The sequence below is a fragment of the Pseudomonas sp. EZ-C24 genome, assembly GCF_014525325.1.
GTDB classification, from domain to species: domain Bacteria; phylum Pseudomonadota; class Gammaproteobacteria; order Pseudomonadales; family Pseudomonadaceae; genus Aquipseudomonas; species Aquipseudomonas shirazensis.
Genome location: NZ_JACDIU010000021.1, coordinates 340,895 through 356,315, shown reverse-complemented (window position 1 = coordinate 356,315; position 15,421 = coordinate 340,895). Strand labels below are relative to the sequence as shown.

General features: G+C 64.7%; 9 protein-coding genes. 8 read left to right on the top strand and 1 reads right to left on the bottom strand.

From position 1 onward, the window contains the following. The first annotated feature begins 169 nt into the window (after window positions 1-169). From recC to IDM28_RS18980, 6 genes are all read left to right on the top strand, one after another. Window positions 170-3,649: an exodeoxyribonuclease V subunit gamma gene (gene recC / locus IDM28_RS19005; protein WP_188036664.1), complete on the top strand. Its 3,480-nt coding sequence runs from the start codon at window positions 170-172 to the stop codon at window positions 3,647-3,649. Next, entirely contained in the window at window positions 3,646-7,323 is a 3,678-nt protein-coding gene (gene recB / locus IDM28_RS19000) for an exodeoxyribonuclease V subunit beta (protein ID WP_188036663.1), read from the top strand. The genes recC and recB overlap by 4 nt, the downstream gene beginning before the upstream one ends. Beyond that, window positions 7,320-9,395, top strand: a complete 2,076-nt coding sequence (recD, locus tag IDM28_RS18995; protein ID WP_188036662.1) for an exodeoxyribonuclease V subunit alpha — start codon at window positions 7,320-7,322, stop codon at window positions 9,393-9,395. The genes recB and recD overlap by 4 nt, the downstream gene beginning before the upstream one ends. 71 nt (window positions 9,396-9,466) lie before the next feature. Beyond that, the gene (locus IDM28_RS18990) at window positions 9,467-10,039 is read left to right on the top strand and encodes a YfiR family protein (protein ID WP_181089741.1); all 573 of its coding nucleotides are present in this window, start codon (window positions 9,467-9,469) and stop codon (window positions 10,037-10,039) included. Further along, window positions 10,036-11,307, top strand: coding sequence for a diguanylate cyclase domain-containing protein (locus tag IDM28_RS18985; protein WP_150570704.1), 1,272 nt, complete (start codon window positions 10,036-10,038; stop codon window positions 11,305-11,307). Before IDM28_RS18990 ends, IDM28_RS18985 begins: the two co-directional genes overlap by 4 nt. 38 nt (window positions 11,308-11,345) lie before the next feature. Further along, window positions 11,346-11,810 (top strand): OmpA family protein, encoded by a 465-nt coding sequence (locus IDM28_RS18980; RefSeq protein ID WP_150570711.1) that lies wholly within the window; start codon window positions 11,346-11,348, stop codon window positions 11,808-11,810. 1 nt (window position 11,811) lies between these two features. On the opposite strand, the gene IDM28_RS18975 is transcribed toward IDM28_RS18980, so the two are convergent. Further along, a complete protein-coding gene (locus tag IDM28_RS18975; protein WP_101322117.1) occupies window positions 11,812-12,762 on the bottom strand; it encodes a LysR family transcriptional regulator in 951 nt (316 codons plus the stop codon). A 122-nt stretch (window positions 12,763-12,884) separates the two neighbouring features. Here IDM28_RS18975 and IDM28_RS18970 point away from each other — a divergent pair, with 122 nt between their 5' ends. Together IDM28_RS18970 and mmsB are read left to right on the top strand one after the other, a co-directional pair. After that, on the top strand, window positions 12,885-14,411 hold the full coding sequence (locus tag IDM28_RS18970; protein ID WP_188036661.1) for a CoA-acylating methylmalonate-semialdehyde dehydrogenase: 1,527 nt from the start codon (window positions 12,885-12,887) through the stop codon (window positions 14,409-14,411). Window positions 14,412-14,420: 9 nt separating this feature from the next. Next, window positions 14,421-15,308 (top strand): 3-hydroxyisobutyrate dehydrogenase, encoded by an 888-nt coding sequence (gene mmsB, locus IDM28_RS18965; protein WP_150573003.1) that lies wholly within the window; start codon window positions 14,421-14,423, stop codon window positions 15,306-15,308. The last annotated feature ends 113 nt before the right edge of the window (window positions 15,309-15,421 follow it).

The following is a 15,421-nucleotide window of genomic DNA, read 5'->3' as shown; positions in this document are numbered from 1 at the left end:
AGTAGGTCATCGTCAAGATTCATTTCGCAAAACCCCTATCTGCGCGAGCAGGTAGGGGTTTTGTCTTTTCCGGGATCCGGAAATCTGGGGCTACATAGCGGCCCCCATCGCATTACCCCCGCCCATGATATGGTTCCCCCCAGGACGAACGCCTTTCAGAGAGAGCGCAATGGCAGATACCCGCTTGCACCCCGGCTTCATGATTGTTCACGGCAACCGCCTGGACGACCTGCGCAGCCTGGTGGTGAGTATGATGCGCCGCTTCCCTCTGGCCCCGTTGGAAAACGAAGTCGCCCTGGTGCAAAGCAATGGCATCGCCCAATGGCTGAAACTCGCCCTTGCCGAAGACCCACAAGACGATGACAGCGGCGGCTGTGGCATCGCTGCCGCCATCGATGTGCAATTGCCCGGTACCTTCATGTGGCAGCTGTACCGCAAGGTGCTCGGCCGCGACGAAATCCCCGAAGTATCCCTGCTCGACAAGGCCCCACTTACCTGGCGCCTGATGCGCTTGCTGCCGGCGCTGATCGAGCGCCCGCACTTCGAGCCGCTACGGCGCTTTCTGACTGACGACAGCGACCTGCGCAAGCGCTACCAGCTGGCCGAGCGCCTGGCTGACCTGTTCGACCAATATCAGGTCTACCGCGCCGACTGGCTGCAGGATTGGGCAGCCGGTAAGCATGTTCTCAACACTGCCCGCGCCCAGCGCAAGCCACTGGCTGCCGGCAACTGCTGGCAGGCCGAACTGTGGCGGGCGTTGCTCGAAGATGTCGGCCAGGCCGGTATGGAGCAGAGCCGTGCCGGCGTGCACCAGCGCTTTATCGAGCGTATGAACAGCCTCGAGCAGCCGCCCAAGGGCCTGCCAGCGCGAGTCATCGTCTTTGGTATCTCGTCCCTGCCGGCGCAGGCACTCGAGGCTCTGGCGGCGTTGGCCCGTTTCAGCCAGGTGCTGCTTTGCGTGCACAACCCATGTCGTCACCACTGGGGCGATATCGTTGCCGACAAAGACCTGCTCCGCCACCAGTACAAGCGCCAACAGCGCAAGCAGGGCATGCCCCTGCAACTGGACGACGAGAGCCTGCACCAGCATGCCCACCCGTTGCTCGCTGCCTGGGGTAAACAGGGCCGTGACTACATCAACCTGCTCGACAGCTACGACGACCCTGCCAGTTACCTTGGCGTGTTCAACGAAGGCCGCATCGACCTGTTCAGTGAGGCCCAGCCAGGCAATCTGCTCAACCAGTTGCAGGATGACATTCTCGAGTTGCGGCCGTTGGCCGAAACCCGCGAAGTCTGGCCCGCGGTGGACCCGACCAAGGACCGCTCGGTCAGGTTTCACATCGCCCACAGCGCCCAACGTGAAGTCGAGATCCTCCACGACCAACTGCTGGCCCGCTTCAGCGCCGATCCTACCCTGCGCCCGCGCGACATCATCGTCATGCTGCCGGCCATCGATGACTACGCCCCGCATATCCGCGCGGTGTTCGGCCAGCTCGATCGCCACGACCCGCGCTATATCCCGTTCACCCTGACCGATCAGGGCCAGCGTGGCCGTGACCCTTTACTGATCGCTCTTGAGCATCTACTCAAGCTGCCCGACAGTCGCTTTGCCGTTAGTGAAGTACTCGATCTGCTCGACGTGCCCGCACTGCGCGCGCGCTTCGCGATTCAGGAAAGCGACCTGCCGACTCTGCATCGCTGGATCGAAGGCGCCGGCATCCGTTGGGGCCTGAGTGCCGCCCAGCGCGCCAGCCTCGGCCTGCCCGAAGGGCTGGAGCAGAACAGCTGGCGGTTTGGCTTGCGCCGGATGCTGCTCGGTTACGCAGTGGGCGTAGGCGAGGGCTGCGATGGCATCGAGCCCTACGACGAGATCGGCGGCCTCGATGCCGCCTTGATCGGGCCGCTGGTGGCGTTGCTCGATGCGCTTGATGTGGCCTGTGTCGAGCTCGCTCAAGCGGCAACAGCAGTTGAGTGGGGCGAGCGCCTGAATGCACTGCTGCAGGTGTTTTTCCTGGCCGAAAACGAGCATGACGAGTTTCTTCTGGTACAGCTTCAGGACCTACGCGACACCTGGCTGCAAACCTGCGATACGGTCGCCCTGCACGAGCCACTACCACTGACGGTAGTGCGCGAGGCGTGGCTGTCAGGTCTCGATCAAGGCAAGCTTTCGCAACGCTTTCTCGCCGGCTCAGTAAACTTCTGCACGCTGATGCCGATGCGAGCGATCCCCTTCCGGGTGGTCTGCCTGCTGGGCATGAACGACGGCGATTACCCACGAGCCCAGCAGCCGCTGGATTTCGACCTGATGGCCAGTGACTACCGCCCAGGCGACCGCTCGCGCCGTGAGGATGACCGCTACCTGCTGCTCGAAGCCCTGCTGTCTGCCCGCGACCAGCTGTATGTCAGCTGGGTAGGGCGCAGCATCCGCGACAACAGCGAGCGGCCGGCCTCGGTCCTGATCGGCCAGTTGCGCGATCACCTGGCCGCCGGTTGGCAAGTCGCCAACGCCAAGCCAGGCCAGCGCGAAGACGCCGGCCAGCAACTGCTGCACGGCCTGACTCAGGAGCACCCGCTGCAGCCGTTCAGCCAGCGCTACTTCCAGAAAGGTAGCCCGCTGTTCAGTTACGCCCATGAGTGGCAACTGTTGCATCAGGCCGAGGCTGCCACACCGCCCGCAGACGACACGCTAGCGCCCTACGTCAATGACGAGCCGCTGAGCCTGACCCAACTGCAGGACTTTCTGCGTCACCCGGTGCGGCATTTCTTCCGCCAACGCTTGAAGGTGTTCTTCGAGTCACTCGAGGCACCGACCCCGGACGAAGAACCGTTCGTGCTCGACGCACTGCAGCGCTACGGCCTCAGCGAAAGCCTGCTGGATGCCGCCCTGGCTGACCCAGGCAACGCCGAATCGGCCCTGTACGCCCAGGCGCGCCGCCTGCAAGGCCATGGCCTGCTGCCGTTGGCCGGTTTTGGCGAGATCCTCCAGGCCGAGCTGATCGAGCCCCTGCCCAATCTGCTGCAACGTCATCGACACCTGCTGCAACGCTGGCCGAGCCTGGTCGAAGGCGCGCTGCCGATTCACTTCGAGCATGGCCGCGAGCGCCTGCAAGGCTGGCTTGGGCGGGTGTATCAGGCGGCCGACCAAAGCCTGCTGAGCATCACTACCATCCCCAACACCATCAGTGCCGGGCGTAACAACCTCAAGCGCCATCGGCTGATTCCGACCTGGGTCATGCACCTGGCTGGCTGCGCTGCCGGCTACCCGCTGCACAGTGCACTGGTGGCCAGCGACCTGACCCTGCTGCTGGAACCTTTGCCACAGGCTGAGGCCAGTGAGCGGCTTGCTGATCTGCTGGTCGCACGCCAGGCCGGCATGAACGCGCCGCTGCCGGTGGCGGCCAAGACCGCCTTCGCCTGGCTCGGCCAGGACGACCCGGACAAGGCCTTGGCCGCTGCCGCCCGGGCCTACGAAGGCGACGGCCAGAACAGCTTTGGCGAACGCAGCGAAAGCCTCGCCCTGGCGCGCCAGTTCCGCGACTTCGCCGCACTCAGCGCCGATGAAACCTTCGAAGGCTGGTGTGAAGCCCTGTACCGCCCCCTGTTCGCCGCGCCCTGGCAAACCCAGGGCAATCCGGAGAGTGCCGCATGACCCAGGCCCGCCCCTTGGCCTTGAGCTTCCCGCTGCATGGCAGCCAGCTGATCGAAGCCAGCGCCGGTACCGGCAAGACCTTCACCATCTCGGCGCTGTACCTGCGGCTGATCCTCGGCCATGGCGATGCGCACGGCTTTGGCCGCGAGCTGTTGCCGCCGCAGATCCTCGTGGTGACCTTTACCGATGCGGCCACCAAAGAGCTGCGTGAGCGCATTCGTACGCGACTGGCCGAAGCCGCACGGTTCTTCCGTGACGAGCTGGGCGACGCCGACCCGCTGCTGCAGATGCTCCGTGCCGACTACCCGGCAGAGCTCTGGCCACGTTGCGCCAGCCGTCTGGAAGTGGCCGTACAGTGGATGGACGAAGCCGCCGTGTCGACCATTCACGGATGGTGCCAACGGATGCTGCGCGAACACGCCTTCGACAGCGGCAGCCTGTTTACCCAAAGTCTTGAGACCGATCACAGCGAACTGCTCGGCCAGGTCATGCGCGACTACTGGCGGCGCTTCTGCTATGGCATGCGCGGCGAGTCCCTGAACTGGGTACGCGGCAACTGGGTCAGCCCCGATGCCTTGTTGCCGCGCCTGCGTCCGCTGTTTGGCCGTGTCGCCAGCAGCGCCGATGATATCGAGCCGCAGGCACTCATCGAGACCACTCTGGAGCAACGCGCGCAGCAGCTGTGCCAGCTCAAGGCGCCTTGGGGCGTCTGGGCCGACGAGTTGCAGCAGATCTGCCACGCTGCGGTTGCGGCCAAGCACGCTGATGGGCGCAAGCTGCAGGCGCGTTACTTCGAGCCGTGGTTCGAAAAACTGCGCGCCTGGGCCGGTGACGATCAGGTCCTCGAACTGGATCTGGGCACTGGCTTCACCCGCCTGACTCCAGCCGGCATGGCCGAAGCCTGGAAGCACGGTGACCCACCCGATCACCCGGCCCTGCGCGCCATGGAAACCCTGCGCCAGCAGCTACAAGGCCTGGCCAGCCCCGAAGTGCCTTTGCTCGAGCATGCCGCCAGTTGGGTGTCGGCACGCTTCGAGCAGGAGAAGCGCCGGCGCGCCGAGATGGGCTTCGACGACATGCTCCTGCGCCTGCAGCACGCGCTCAATCAGGAGTCCGGCGAACGCTTGGCCGCGCTCATCCGCGAGCAGTTCCCGGTCGCCCTGATCGACGAATTCCAGGACACCGACCCGGTCCAGTACGGCATCTTCGAGCGCATCTACCAGATCAGCCAGAACCACGCCGAAACCGGCCTGTTCATGATCGGCGACCCGAAGCAGGCAATCTACGCTTTCCGCGGTGCCGACATCTTTACCTACCTGGCGGCCCGCCGCGCCACTGCCGGGCGCCTGCACAGCCTGGACACCAACTACCGTTCCAGCAAAGCCATGGTCAGTGCGGTCAACCGCCTGTTCCTCGCCGCAGAAGGGCGTAGCAGTGGCCGCGGCGCATTCCTGTTCCGTGAGGGGCAAGACAATCCCTTGCCGTTCATCGAGGTCCACGCCAAGGGCCGCAGCGAGCAACTGCTGATCAACGACCAGCCATCCGCCGCGCTGCATTGCTGGCGGCTGGACAGCGACGAACCGGTGTCCAGTACCCTCTATCGTCAGCAACTGGCCGCCAGCTGCGCCAGCCATATCGTCGGGCTGCTCAACGGTGGTCAACAGGGCGTCAGTGGATTCAGAAAAATCGATGGCAAACTCAGGGCGTGCCTGCCTTCGGATATCGCCATCCTTGTGCGCGACGGTCGCGAAGCGCAGCTGGTCCGCGCCGAGCTGGCAGCGCGCGATGTGCGCAGTGTGTACCTGTCGGACAAAGACTCGGTGTTCGCCGCCCAGGAGGCGCACGACCTGCTGGCTTGGCTCAAGGCCTGCGCCGAACCCGACTCCGAGCGCCTGCTCAAGACCGCCCTGGCCAGCCCGACCCTCGAGCAGTCACTGCTTGAACTCGAGCGGCTGAACCAGGACGAGCGGGTCTGGGAAGACTGGGTCATGCGCTTCCGCCAGTACCGCGAAACCTGGCAGCGCCAGGGCGTATTGCCGATGCTGCGGCGCCTGCTGCATGACTTCGAACTGCCGCGCCGGCTGATTGCCCGCAGCGACGGCGAGCGGGTGCTGACCAATTTGCTGCACCTGGCCGAACTGCTGCAGCAGGCCGCTGGCGAACTGGATGGCGAGCAAGCCTTGATCCGCCATCTGGGCGAAAACCTGGCCGGCTCCGGGCAGGCGGGCGAAGAGCAGATCCTGCGCCTGGAAAGCGACGAGCAACTGGTCAAGGTCGTGACCATTCACAAGTCCAAGGGCCTTGAGTATCCGTTGGTGTATCTGCCGTTCATCTGCACCAGCAAGCCGGTCGATGGCCAGCGCCTGCCGCTGATCTGGCACGACAGCGACGGCCACGCGCACCTGACCCTGACACCTGACCAAGAGCAGATCGAGCGCGCCGATGACGAGCGCCTGGCCGAAGATCTGCGCTTGCTCTACGTCGCCTTGACCCGCGCCCAGCACGCCTGCTGGCTCGGTGTCGCCGACCTCAAACGCGGTAACCAGAAACACTCGCTGCTGCATCGCTCGGCCCTGGGCTATCTGCTCGGCGGCGGCCTGCCGCTGGCCTCGTCGGCACAGCTGGCCGAGTGGCTGCAAAGCCTGCAAGCGAGCTGCGCGGATATCGTCTGTGAAGAGCTGCCTGGCGCAGACGAACAGCGCTATCTGCCCCCACAAGATGGTCACGAGCTGATTGCTGCGCGCAAGCCACGCCGGGCTGCGGCAGAGAACTGGTGGATCGCCTCCTATAGCGCCCTGCGCGTGGGCGACCAGAGCCTTGCCGGTGACAGCTCGCTGGCCCAGCAGCTGACCGATGACGAGCGCATCGACGCCCAGCAGTTGCGTGATATCCCGGCTCAGAGCGGCGACATTCATCGCTTCCCACGCGGGCCCAATCCCGGCACCTTCCTGCACGGTCTGCTCGAGTGGGCCGGGCGTGAGGGCTTCGCCGAAGTCAGCCAGCAGCCTCAGCTCATCGAACATACGGTCGGCCAACGCTGCAACCGGCGGGACTGGAAAGGCTGGATCCCGGGCCTCACCGAGTGGCTGCAGCATCTGCTGGTCGAGCCGCTGCCGTTACATGGCGAGGATCGCCAATTGACCTTGGCGCACCTGCAGCAGTATCAGATCGAGATGGAATTCTGGTTTGCCAGTCATAAGGTCGATGTCATCGAGCTTGATCAGTTGGTGACCCGGCATACCCACGGCGGCGCCGCGCGTGCCGCCGCCGAGCCGAGCCAGCTAAACGGCATGTTCAAAGGTTTTATCGACCTGGCCTTCGAGCTGGACGGCCGTTATTACGTGACCGACTACAAATCCAACTGGCTCGGCCCGGACCTGCACAGCTACAACGCGCTGGCCATGGAACAGGCGATTCTCGATCACCGCTACGACCTGCAGTACGTGCTCTACCTGCTCGCGCTGCACCGCCAGTTGCGCGCGCGCATGCCCGACTACGATTACGACCGCCATGTCGGCGGTGCGCTGTTCATCTTCCTGCGTGGCGCCAGCCGGGCAGGCCACGGGGTGTATTTCAGCAAGCCGCCACGTGAGCTGATCGAAGCCCTCGATGCCCTGTTCCGCGGTGCCCCGGTGCCGGCACAGCAGGACCTGTTTGCCGGAGCCGCGCCATGAGCCGCCGCCTTGAAGACCTGTTGCCAACCCCCCTGCAAGCCGAGCAGCTGGCTGCCCTGGCGCCGCTGCAGAGCAGCCATGACCTGCTGATCCTGCTCGACCGCTGGGTTGAGCGCGGCTGGCTGCGCGCGCTCGACCGCGCACTGGTGGGTTTTCTTGAAGAGCGTGCGCCCGGCAGCGACCCGCTGCTGTTGCTCGCCGCTGCCCTGGCCAGCCACCAGTTGGGTCACGGACATGTCTGCCTGGACCTCGCCCAGACCCTGGCCGAGCCGGACTTCGCCCTATCGCTGCCACCGGAAGGTGATGCCCTCGACGGGCCATTGCTGCTGCCATCCCAACTGCTGACCAAGCTCGATCAGCACACCTGGTGCGAGCGCATCGCGGCCAGCCCGCTAGTGGCCACTGGCAATACGCCGGGGCACAGCGCGCGACCACTGGTGTTCAGCGGCTTGCGCCTGTACCTGCGCCGCTACTGGAGCTACGAGCGGCAGATCGACAACGCGCTGCGCCAGCGCCTGGCTGCGGATCAAGTCATCGCGCCAGCGCTGCCGGAACGGCTTGAGCAACTGTTCAAGGGTGGCGCGCCGCAAGGCCAGGTCGACTGGCAGAAACTCGCCTGCGCCTTGGCTACCCGCGCCTCGTTCAGCATCATCACCGGCGGCCCCGGCACCGGCAAGACCACAACAGTGGTACGCCTGCTGGCACTGCTGCAAGGGCCTGCGGTGGAGCAGGGCAGGCCGCTGCGGATTCGCCTGGCAGCGCCCACCGGCAAGGCCGCTGCGCGCCTGACCGAGTCGATTGGCCAACAGGTCGAGTTGCTTGAGGTCAGCGCTGAGGTCCGCCAGCAGATTCCGACCGACGTCAGCACCGTGCACCGCTTGCTCGGCAGCCGCCCGGGCTCGCGCCATTTCCGCCACCATGCTGGCAACCCGTTGCCACTGGATGTGTTGGTGATCGATGAAGCATCGATGATCGACCTGGAGATGATGGCCGTGTTGCTCGACGCCTTGCCGACGTCGGCGCGGCTGGTGCTACTGGGTGACAAGGACCAGTTGGCCTCGGTCGAAGCCGGTGCAGTGCTCGGTGACCTGTGCCGCGATGCCGAGGAGGGTTTCTATTCGGCGGCCACCCGCGCCTGGCTGGAGCAGGTCGGCGGACAGTCCCTGCAGGACAGCGGGCTAACCCCCGGCGACGCCGAGCAGCATCCACTTGCGCAGCAGGTGGTGATGTTGCGCCACTCGCGGCGGTTTGGTGAAGGCAGTGGGATCGGTCAGCTGGCCCGCCTGGTCAACCGCCAGCAAGCCCAGGCGGCGCGCGAACTGCTGACGCAAAAGCTCGACGACGTGCACGGCCTGTCGCTGCAAGGCGAGCATGATCGACGCTTCGACAGACTGCTGCTCGATGGCCTTGATCGCGGCACCGACGGCCCACAGGGCTACCGCCATTACCTGCGCAACATCGGTCGCCTGCGCCCCCCGCCCGCGACCGCAGCAGACGACCCGCGCTGGGAGCAGTGGGCCGGCCAGGTGCTGCAAAGTTTCGAGGACTTCCAACTGCTCTGTGCAGTACGCAAGGGGCCGTGGGGCGTGCAGGGTCTGAACGAGCGCGTCACCCGCGTGCTGCACAGCGCTGGTCTGATCGACAGTCAGCAGCCGTGGTACGAAGGCCGGCCGGTGCTGGTCACCCGCAACGACTATGGCCTGGGACTGATGAACGGCGATATCGGCATTGCCCTGCGCCTGCCCGACGAGCGCGGCGTCGCCTTGTTGCGCGTGGCCTTTGCGCGTAACGACGGCAGTGGCGGGGTGCGCTTCGTGTTACCCAGCCGGCTCAATGAAGTCGAAACCGTCTATGCCATGACCGTGCACAAGTCGCAGGGCTCGGAGTTCAGCCACACCGCTCTGGTGCTGCCGGACGCGCTCAATCCGGTGCTGACCAAGGAGCTGGTATATACCGGCATCACCCGCGCCAAGCACTGCTTCAGCTTGATCGAGCCGCGTGCGGGAGTATTCGAAGAGGCGGTTGAACGCCGCGTGCGGCGCATCTCCGGCCTGATGTTGGAGCAAGGCTGACGTTCTGCCGCAGCGGCAATATGCTATCGTTGCGGCATCATCTGACAAGATTTTGAGAAAATTCCCACATGATGGTGGCTGTCTCGACCTGGGCGCGCGCAACGGGCGCTGCGCTTGCCCTGCTGCTCGCCGCCCTATTGCTCTACGCCAGCCCCAGCCGGGCAGAGCCCGCTGCCAGCGCCGCCCTGGCGCAGCAGCGGGGCAAGGCCGTGACCCAGGTGGTGTTGGGCATTTTCAGCTACGCGCGCTGGCCCAGTGAGCCGGCCCCGTTGCGGCTGTGCCTGATCGGCCCGACCGAATACGCCGATGACTTGATCAAGGGCACCGAGCAGAACTCTGGCAAGCCGCTGCAGACCCGTCGCCTTCTGGCCGACGATCCGCAAACCGCCGGTGCTTGCGATGCGGTGTATATCGGCAAGCTCGACCGTGGCCAGCGCGAGCGGTTGTTCCATGCCCTCAGCGGCCGGCCGGTGCTGAGCATCAGCGAAGCAGACGACCCCTGCACGGTCGGTAGCCTATTCTGCCTGCGCGTGAGCGACGAGCAGGTAACCTTCGAGGTCAACCTCGATTCGGTAGCCCGCAGCGGTGTGCGTATCCACCCCAGCGTGCTGCAGCTGTCGCGTCGCCGCGCGGTGCAGCCATGATCCGCTCAGCCAGGCGCGACCGCCGGCCGACCCTGCGCGCTGTGCTCGGCCGCGGGCATTTGGGCGTGGCCCTGCTTGCGGTCGGCCTGGCTGGCCTGTGCGTGACCCTGCTTGGCGTGCTGGCCTTGCGCGTATATGCCAACCAGAACCTGCACCTGATCGCGCGCTCGATCAATTACACAGTCGAAGCCGCGGTGGTGTTCGACGACAGCGCCGCCGCCAACGAGTCACTGGCGCTGATCGCCGCCAACGAAGGCGTGGCCGACGCCAAGGTGTTCAACAACGAGGGTGAGCTGCTGGCCCACTGGCAAAGGCCCGAAGACGGCGTGCTGGCGCCGCTGGAACGGTCACTGGCAAGCAGCTTTCTGGTCGAGCCGGTGCACATGCCGATTCTCCATCAGCAACAGCAGGTCGGCCACATCGAAGTCACCGGCCAGGGCCGCAGCGTATTGCGCTTTCTGCTCAGCGGGCTGACCGGCATCCTCTTGTGCATGCTGCTCAGCGCCTGGGTCGCCAGCCACTGGTCGCGGCGCCTGTTCGGCGACATCATCCGACCCCTGCGCAACCTTGCCAGCGTCGCCCACGCCGCCCGCCGCGAGCGCAGCTTCGACCGCCGTGTACCGGAAACCCACATCGCCGAGCTCAACGAGCTGGGCAACGACTTCAATGCCCTGCTCGACGAACTGGAGAACTGGCAGAACCACCTGCGCAGCGAGAACGCCACCCTGGCCCATCTGGCCAGTCACGACAGCCTGACCGGGTTGCCGAATCGCGCTTTCTTCGAGGGGCGCCTGAGCCGCACCTTGCGCACTGCCGAGCGTCACCAGGAGTATCTGGCGCTGCTGTTCATCGACTGCGATCACTTCAAGCAGATCAACGACAGCCAGGGCCATGCCGTTGGTGACGAGGTGCTGGTCACCGTTGCTGCGCGGGTGCGTGCGCAGTTGCGCGAGCATGATCTGGTCGCGCGGCTGGGCGGTGATGAGTTCGCGGTATTGCTGACCCCGCTGCAATCCTGCGAGGACGCCCAACGGATTGCCGAGAAGATCGTTGCCAGCATGAAGCTGCCGATAGCCCTGAACGATGGCACCAGCATCAGCGCCTCACTCAGCGTTGGCATCGCGTGTTACCCGGACGATGGCCATGACCCGGCCAGTCTACTCAATGCCGCTGATGCGGCGATGTACCAGGCCAAACGCGCACGCCGCGGCCAGTGGCATGTGGCGCATACGGAAAGTAGCGCCGCAGATTTTGAAAAAAGGAGCTGATCGTGTTGCAACTGTTTGTACGTTTGCGCCTGCCTTGCATGGCAGTGTTGTTGAGTCTGCTGGCCTTGAGCGGTTGCCAGAGTGTGCCACCGCCGGGACTGACTGCCGAGCAGATCGCCGTGCTCAAGCGCGAGGGCTTCACCCCCACCGATGATGGATGGAGTTTCGATCTGTCCGGCAAAGTGCTGTTCGGCAGTGATCTGGACAGCCTCAACAGCCAGAGCCGAACCATCGTCGAGCGTATTGGCCGGGCCTTGCTCAGCGTCGATATCCAGCGTGTCCGCGTTGACGGCCACACCGATGCCTCGGGCAAAGCGGCCTACAACCAGCAACTGTCCGAACGCCGCGCCCAGAGCGTGGCCAAGGCGCTGATCGAGATCGGCATGCAACCGCAGAACATTCAAAGTCGCGGCCTCGGCAGCAGCCAGCCAGTCGCCGACAACCGCACCAGCGCCGGGCGCACGGAAAACCGCCGGGTGTCGATCGTGGTGGCGTCCAACTGAGTCAGTCCTGGGCGAAGCGCATCTCGCGTGATTCGCCTAGCAACAGCGGCGCATTGGCCTCGGTCACCTCGCGGATGTAATCCCACAACAGGGTAATCCGCTTGAGCTTGCGCAAATCCTCCCGGCAGTACATCCAGAACTGCCGGGTAATCGCGATCTCCTCCGGCAACACTGTCACCAGCCGTGGATCCTGTGCAGCCAGGAAGCATGGCAGAATCGCCAACCCCCGCCCTTGCAGCGCAGCCGTGTACTGGGCAATGACGCTGGTGCTGCGCAGGTGGGCGTGGGCGTTGGGGATCAGGTTGGCCAGGTACAGCAGCTCTGAACTGAAGGCCAGGTCGTCGACGTAGCTGATGAACGGGTGCTCGGCCAGGTCGCTGACCTGGCGGATCGGCGCGTGGTTGTCGAGGTAGTCCTGGGTGGCGTACAGGCGCAGGCGGTAGTCGGTCAGCTTGCAGCACACGTAGGGGCCATGTTCTGGACGCTCGAGGGCGATAACGATGTCGGCTTCGCGCTTGGACAGGCTGATGAAGTGCGGTAGCGGCAGGATGTCCACGGTGATCGCCGGCCAGGCGTCGACGAAGTGGCTCAGCTGCGGGGTGACGAAGAAACTGCCGAAACCTTCGGTGCAGCCCATGCGCACGTGCCCGGACAAGGCCACGCCGGAGCCTGATACCTGCTCACAGGCCATGTGCAGAGTGCTCTCGACTGATTCGGCGTAACCGAGCAGGCGCTGGCCTTCGTTGGTCAGGACAAAGCCATTGGTGCGCGACTTTTCGAACAGCAACGTGCCCAGCGCCGCCTCCAGCGAGCTGATCCGCCGCGACACCGTGGTGTAGTCGACATTCAGCCGTTTCGCCGCGCTGCTGGCCTTGCGCGTGCGCGCCACTTCAAGAAAGAACTTCAGGTCATCCCAGTTCAGCGAACTGAGGGAGGTAAGGTCTTTTTGCATGATGATCCGGTTTTTATGTGCGTTCTTATTGGATGTTTGCACATCTATACTCGAAATCAGCGCCTCGACGCCAGCCCCGCCTGGCGATCTCGTCTCCCACAATAATTCCAAGGAACGCGCAGATGAACGCACCCCAATCCCCGACCCAGACTCAGATTGAGCAGGTCAAGCTGCTGATCGACGGCCAATGGGTCGAGTCGAAAACCACCGAATGGCGCGATGTCGTCAACCCGGCTACCCAGCAAGTGCTGGCGCGGGTGCCGTTTGCCACGGTCGACGAGGTCGATGCCGCTGTCGCTGCCGCCCAGCGTGCATTCGCCAGCTGGCGCGACACGCCGATCGGGGCGCGCATGCGCATCATGCTCAAATTGCAGGCGCTGATCCGCGAGCACAGCAAACGCATCGCCCAGACCCTCAGCGCCGAGCAGGGCAAGACCATTGCCGATGCCGAGGGCGATATCTTCCGCGGCCTGGAAGTGGTCGAACACGCAGCGTCGATTGGCACCCTGCAGATGGGTGAGTTCGCCGAGAACGTCGCTGGCGGCGTGGACACCTACACGCTGCGTCAGCCGATCGGCGTCTGCGCCGGGATCACCCCGTTCAACTTCCCGGCGATGATCCCGCTGTGGATGTTCCCGATGGCCATCGTCTGCGGTAACACCTTCGTCCTCAAACCGTCCGAACAGGACCCGCTGTCGACCCTGATGCTGGTCGAGCTTGCGCTGCAGGCCGGGGTGCCGGCCGGTGTACTCAACGTGGTCCACGGCGGTAAGCAGGTGGTAGATGCGATCTGCACGCACAAGGACATCAAGGCAATCTCGTTCGTCGGTTCGACCGAGGTCGGTACCCACGTCTACAACCTCGGCAGCCAGCACGGCAAGCGCGTGCAGTCGATGATGGGGGCCAAGAACCACGCGGTGGTGCTGCCTGACGCCAACCGCACGCAAACCATCAACGCCCTGGTCGGCGCTGCCTTTGGTGCTGCCGGGCAACGCTGCATGGCCACCTCGGTGGCGGTGCTGGTCGGCAAGGCCCGCGAGTGGCTGCCGGACATCAAGGCTGCCGCCAGCCAGCTCAAGGTCAACGCCGGTTGCGAGCCAGGCACGGATGTTGGCCCGGTGGTCTCGAAACGGGCCAAGGAGCGCGTGCTGGGCTTGATCGAAAGCGGCATCGCCGAGGGCGCCAAGCTGGAGCTGGATGGCCGTGACGTCAGCGTGCCGGGCTATGAGCAAGGCAACTTCGTCGGCCCGACGCTGTTCTCCGGGGTCACCACCGAGATGCAGATCTACACCCAGGAAATCTTCGGCCCGGTGCTGATTACCCTTGAAGTCGACACGCTCGACCAGGCCATCGCCCTGGTCAACAGCAACCCGTTCGGCAACGGCACCGGCCTGTTCACCCAGAGCGGCGCTGCGGCGCGCAAGTTCCAGAGCGAGATCGACGTCGGCCAGGTCGGCATCAACATCCCGATCCCGGTGCCGGTGCCGTACTTCAGCTTCACCGGTTCGCGCGGCTCCAAGCTCGGCGACCTCGGCCCGTATGGCAAGCAGGTGGTGCAGTTCTACACTCAGACCAAGACGGTCACGGCCCGTTGGTTCGATGACGACAGCGTCAACGACGGCGTCAACACCACCATCAGCCTGCGCTAAGGAGGCTCCATGCGTATTGCATTCATTGGTCTGGGCAACATGGGCGCGCCCATGGCCCGCAACCTGATCAAGGCTGGGCATCAGCTCAACCTGTTCGACCTCAACCAGAGCGTACTGGCCGAACTTGCCGAGCTTGGCGGGCAGGTCAGCGCCTCACCCAAGGACGCAGCGGCCAACAGCGAGCTGGTCATCACCATGCTGCCGGCGGCAGCGCATGTGCGTGGCGTCTACCTCAACGATGACGGCGTGCTGGCCGGGATTCGCCCAGGTACGCCGACCGTCGATTGCAGCACGATCGACCCACAGACCGCCCGCGAAGTGTCCAAGGCTGCTGCGGCCAAGGGCGTCGACATGGGCGATGCGCCGGTGTCCGGCGGTACCGGTGGCGCAGCGGGCGGCACCCTGACCTTCATGGTCGGCGCCAGCGCTGAACTGTTTGCCAGCCTGGAGCCGGTGCTCAAGGACATGGGCCGCAACATCGTCCATTGCGGCGAAGTCGGTACCGGGCAAATCGCCAAGATCTGCAACAACCTGCTGCTGGGCATCTCGATGATCGGCGTGTCCGAGGCGATGGCGCTGGGCAATGCGTTGGGCATCGACACCCAGGTGCTGGCCGGCATCATCAACAGTTCCACAGGCCGTTGCTGGAGTTCGGATACCTACAACCCATGGCCGGGTGTGATCGACACGGCGCCTGCCGCGCGCGGTTATACCGGCGGCTTTGGTGCCGAGCTGATGCTCAAGGATCTGGGGTTGGCCACTGAAGCTGCGCGACAGGCGCATCAGCCGGTGATTCTCGGTGCCGTGGCGCAGCAGCTGTATCAGGCGATGAGCCTGCGCGGCGATGGCGGCAAGGACTTCTCGGCAATCGTCGAGGGCTATCGCAAGAAGGATTGAGCGTCACGTGTCTTGATCGTGGCTCGAAGCACCCTCCCACTGTAACTGCGCACCTGGGGGAGGGCGGTTCGAGTCGCGATTTTTTTTGCCTTGCGCTTAGCCGATCAACTCAA

What these genes read in the sequence shown, in the direction of transcription:
- IDM28_RS18970 (WP_188036661.1), top strand. Translation starts at nt 12,885, where the DNA reads ATGAACGCACCCCAATCCCCGACCCAGACTCAGATTGAGCAGGTCAAG.
- IDM28_RS18975 (WP_101322117.1), bottom strand. Translation starts at nt 12,762, where the DNA reads ATGCAAAAAGACCTTACCTCCCTCAGTTCGCTGAACTGGGATGACCTG.
- recC (WP_188036664.1), top strand. Translation starts at nt 170, where the DNA reads ATGGCAGATACCCGCTTGCACCCCGGCTTCATGATTGTTCACGGCAAC.
- mmsB (WP_150573003.1), top strand. Translation starts at nt 14,421, where the DNA reads ATGCGTATTGCATTCATTGGTCTGGGCAACATGGGCGCGCCCATGGCC.
- IDM28_RS18980 (WP_150570711.1), top strand. Translation starts at nt 11,346, where the DNA reads ATGGCAGTGTTGTTGAGTCTGCTGGCCTTGAGCGGTTGCCAGAGTGTG.
- IDM28_RS18985 (WP_150570704.1), top strand. Translation starts at nt 10,036, where the DNA reads ATGATCCGCTCAGCCAGGCGCGACCGCCGGCCGACCCTGCGCGCTGTG.
- recD (WP_188036662.1), top strand. Translation starts at nt 7,320, where the DNA reads ATGAGCCGCCGCCTTGAAGACCTGTTGCCAACCCCCCTGCAAGCCGAG.
- IDM28_RS18990 (WP_181089741.1), top strand. Translation starts at nt 9,467, where the DNA reads ATGGTGGCTGTCTCGACCTGGGCGCGCGCAACGGGCGCTGCGCTTGCC.
- recB (WP_188036663.1), top strand. Translation starts at nt 3,646, where the DNA reads ATGACCCAGGCCCGCCCCTTGGCCTTGAGCTTCCCGCTGCATGGCAGC.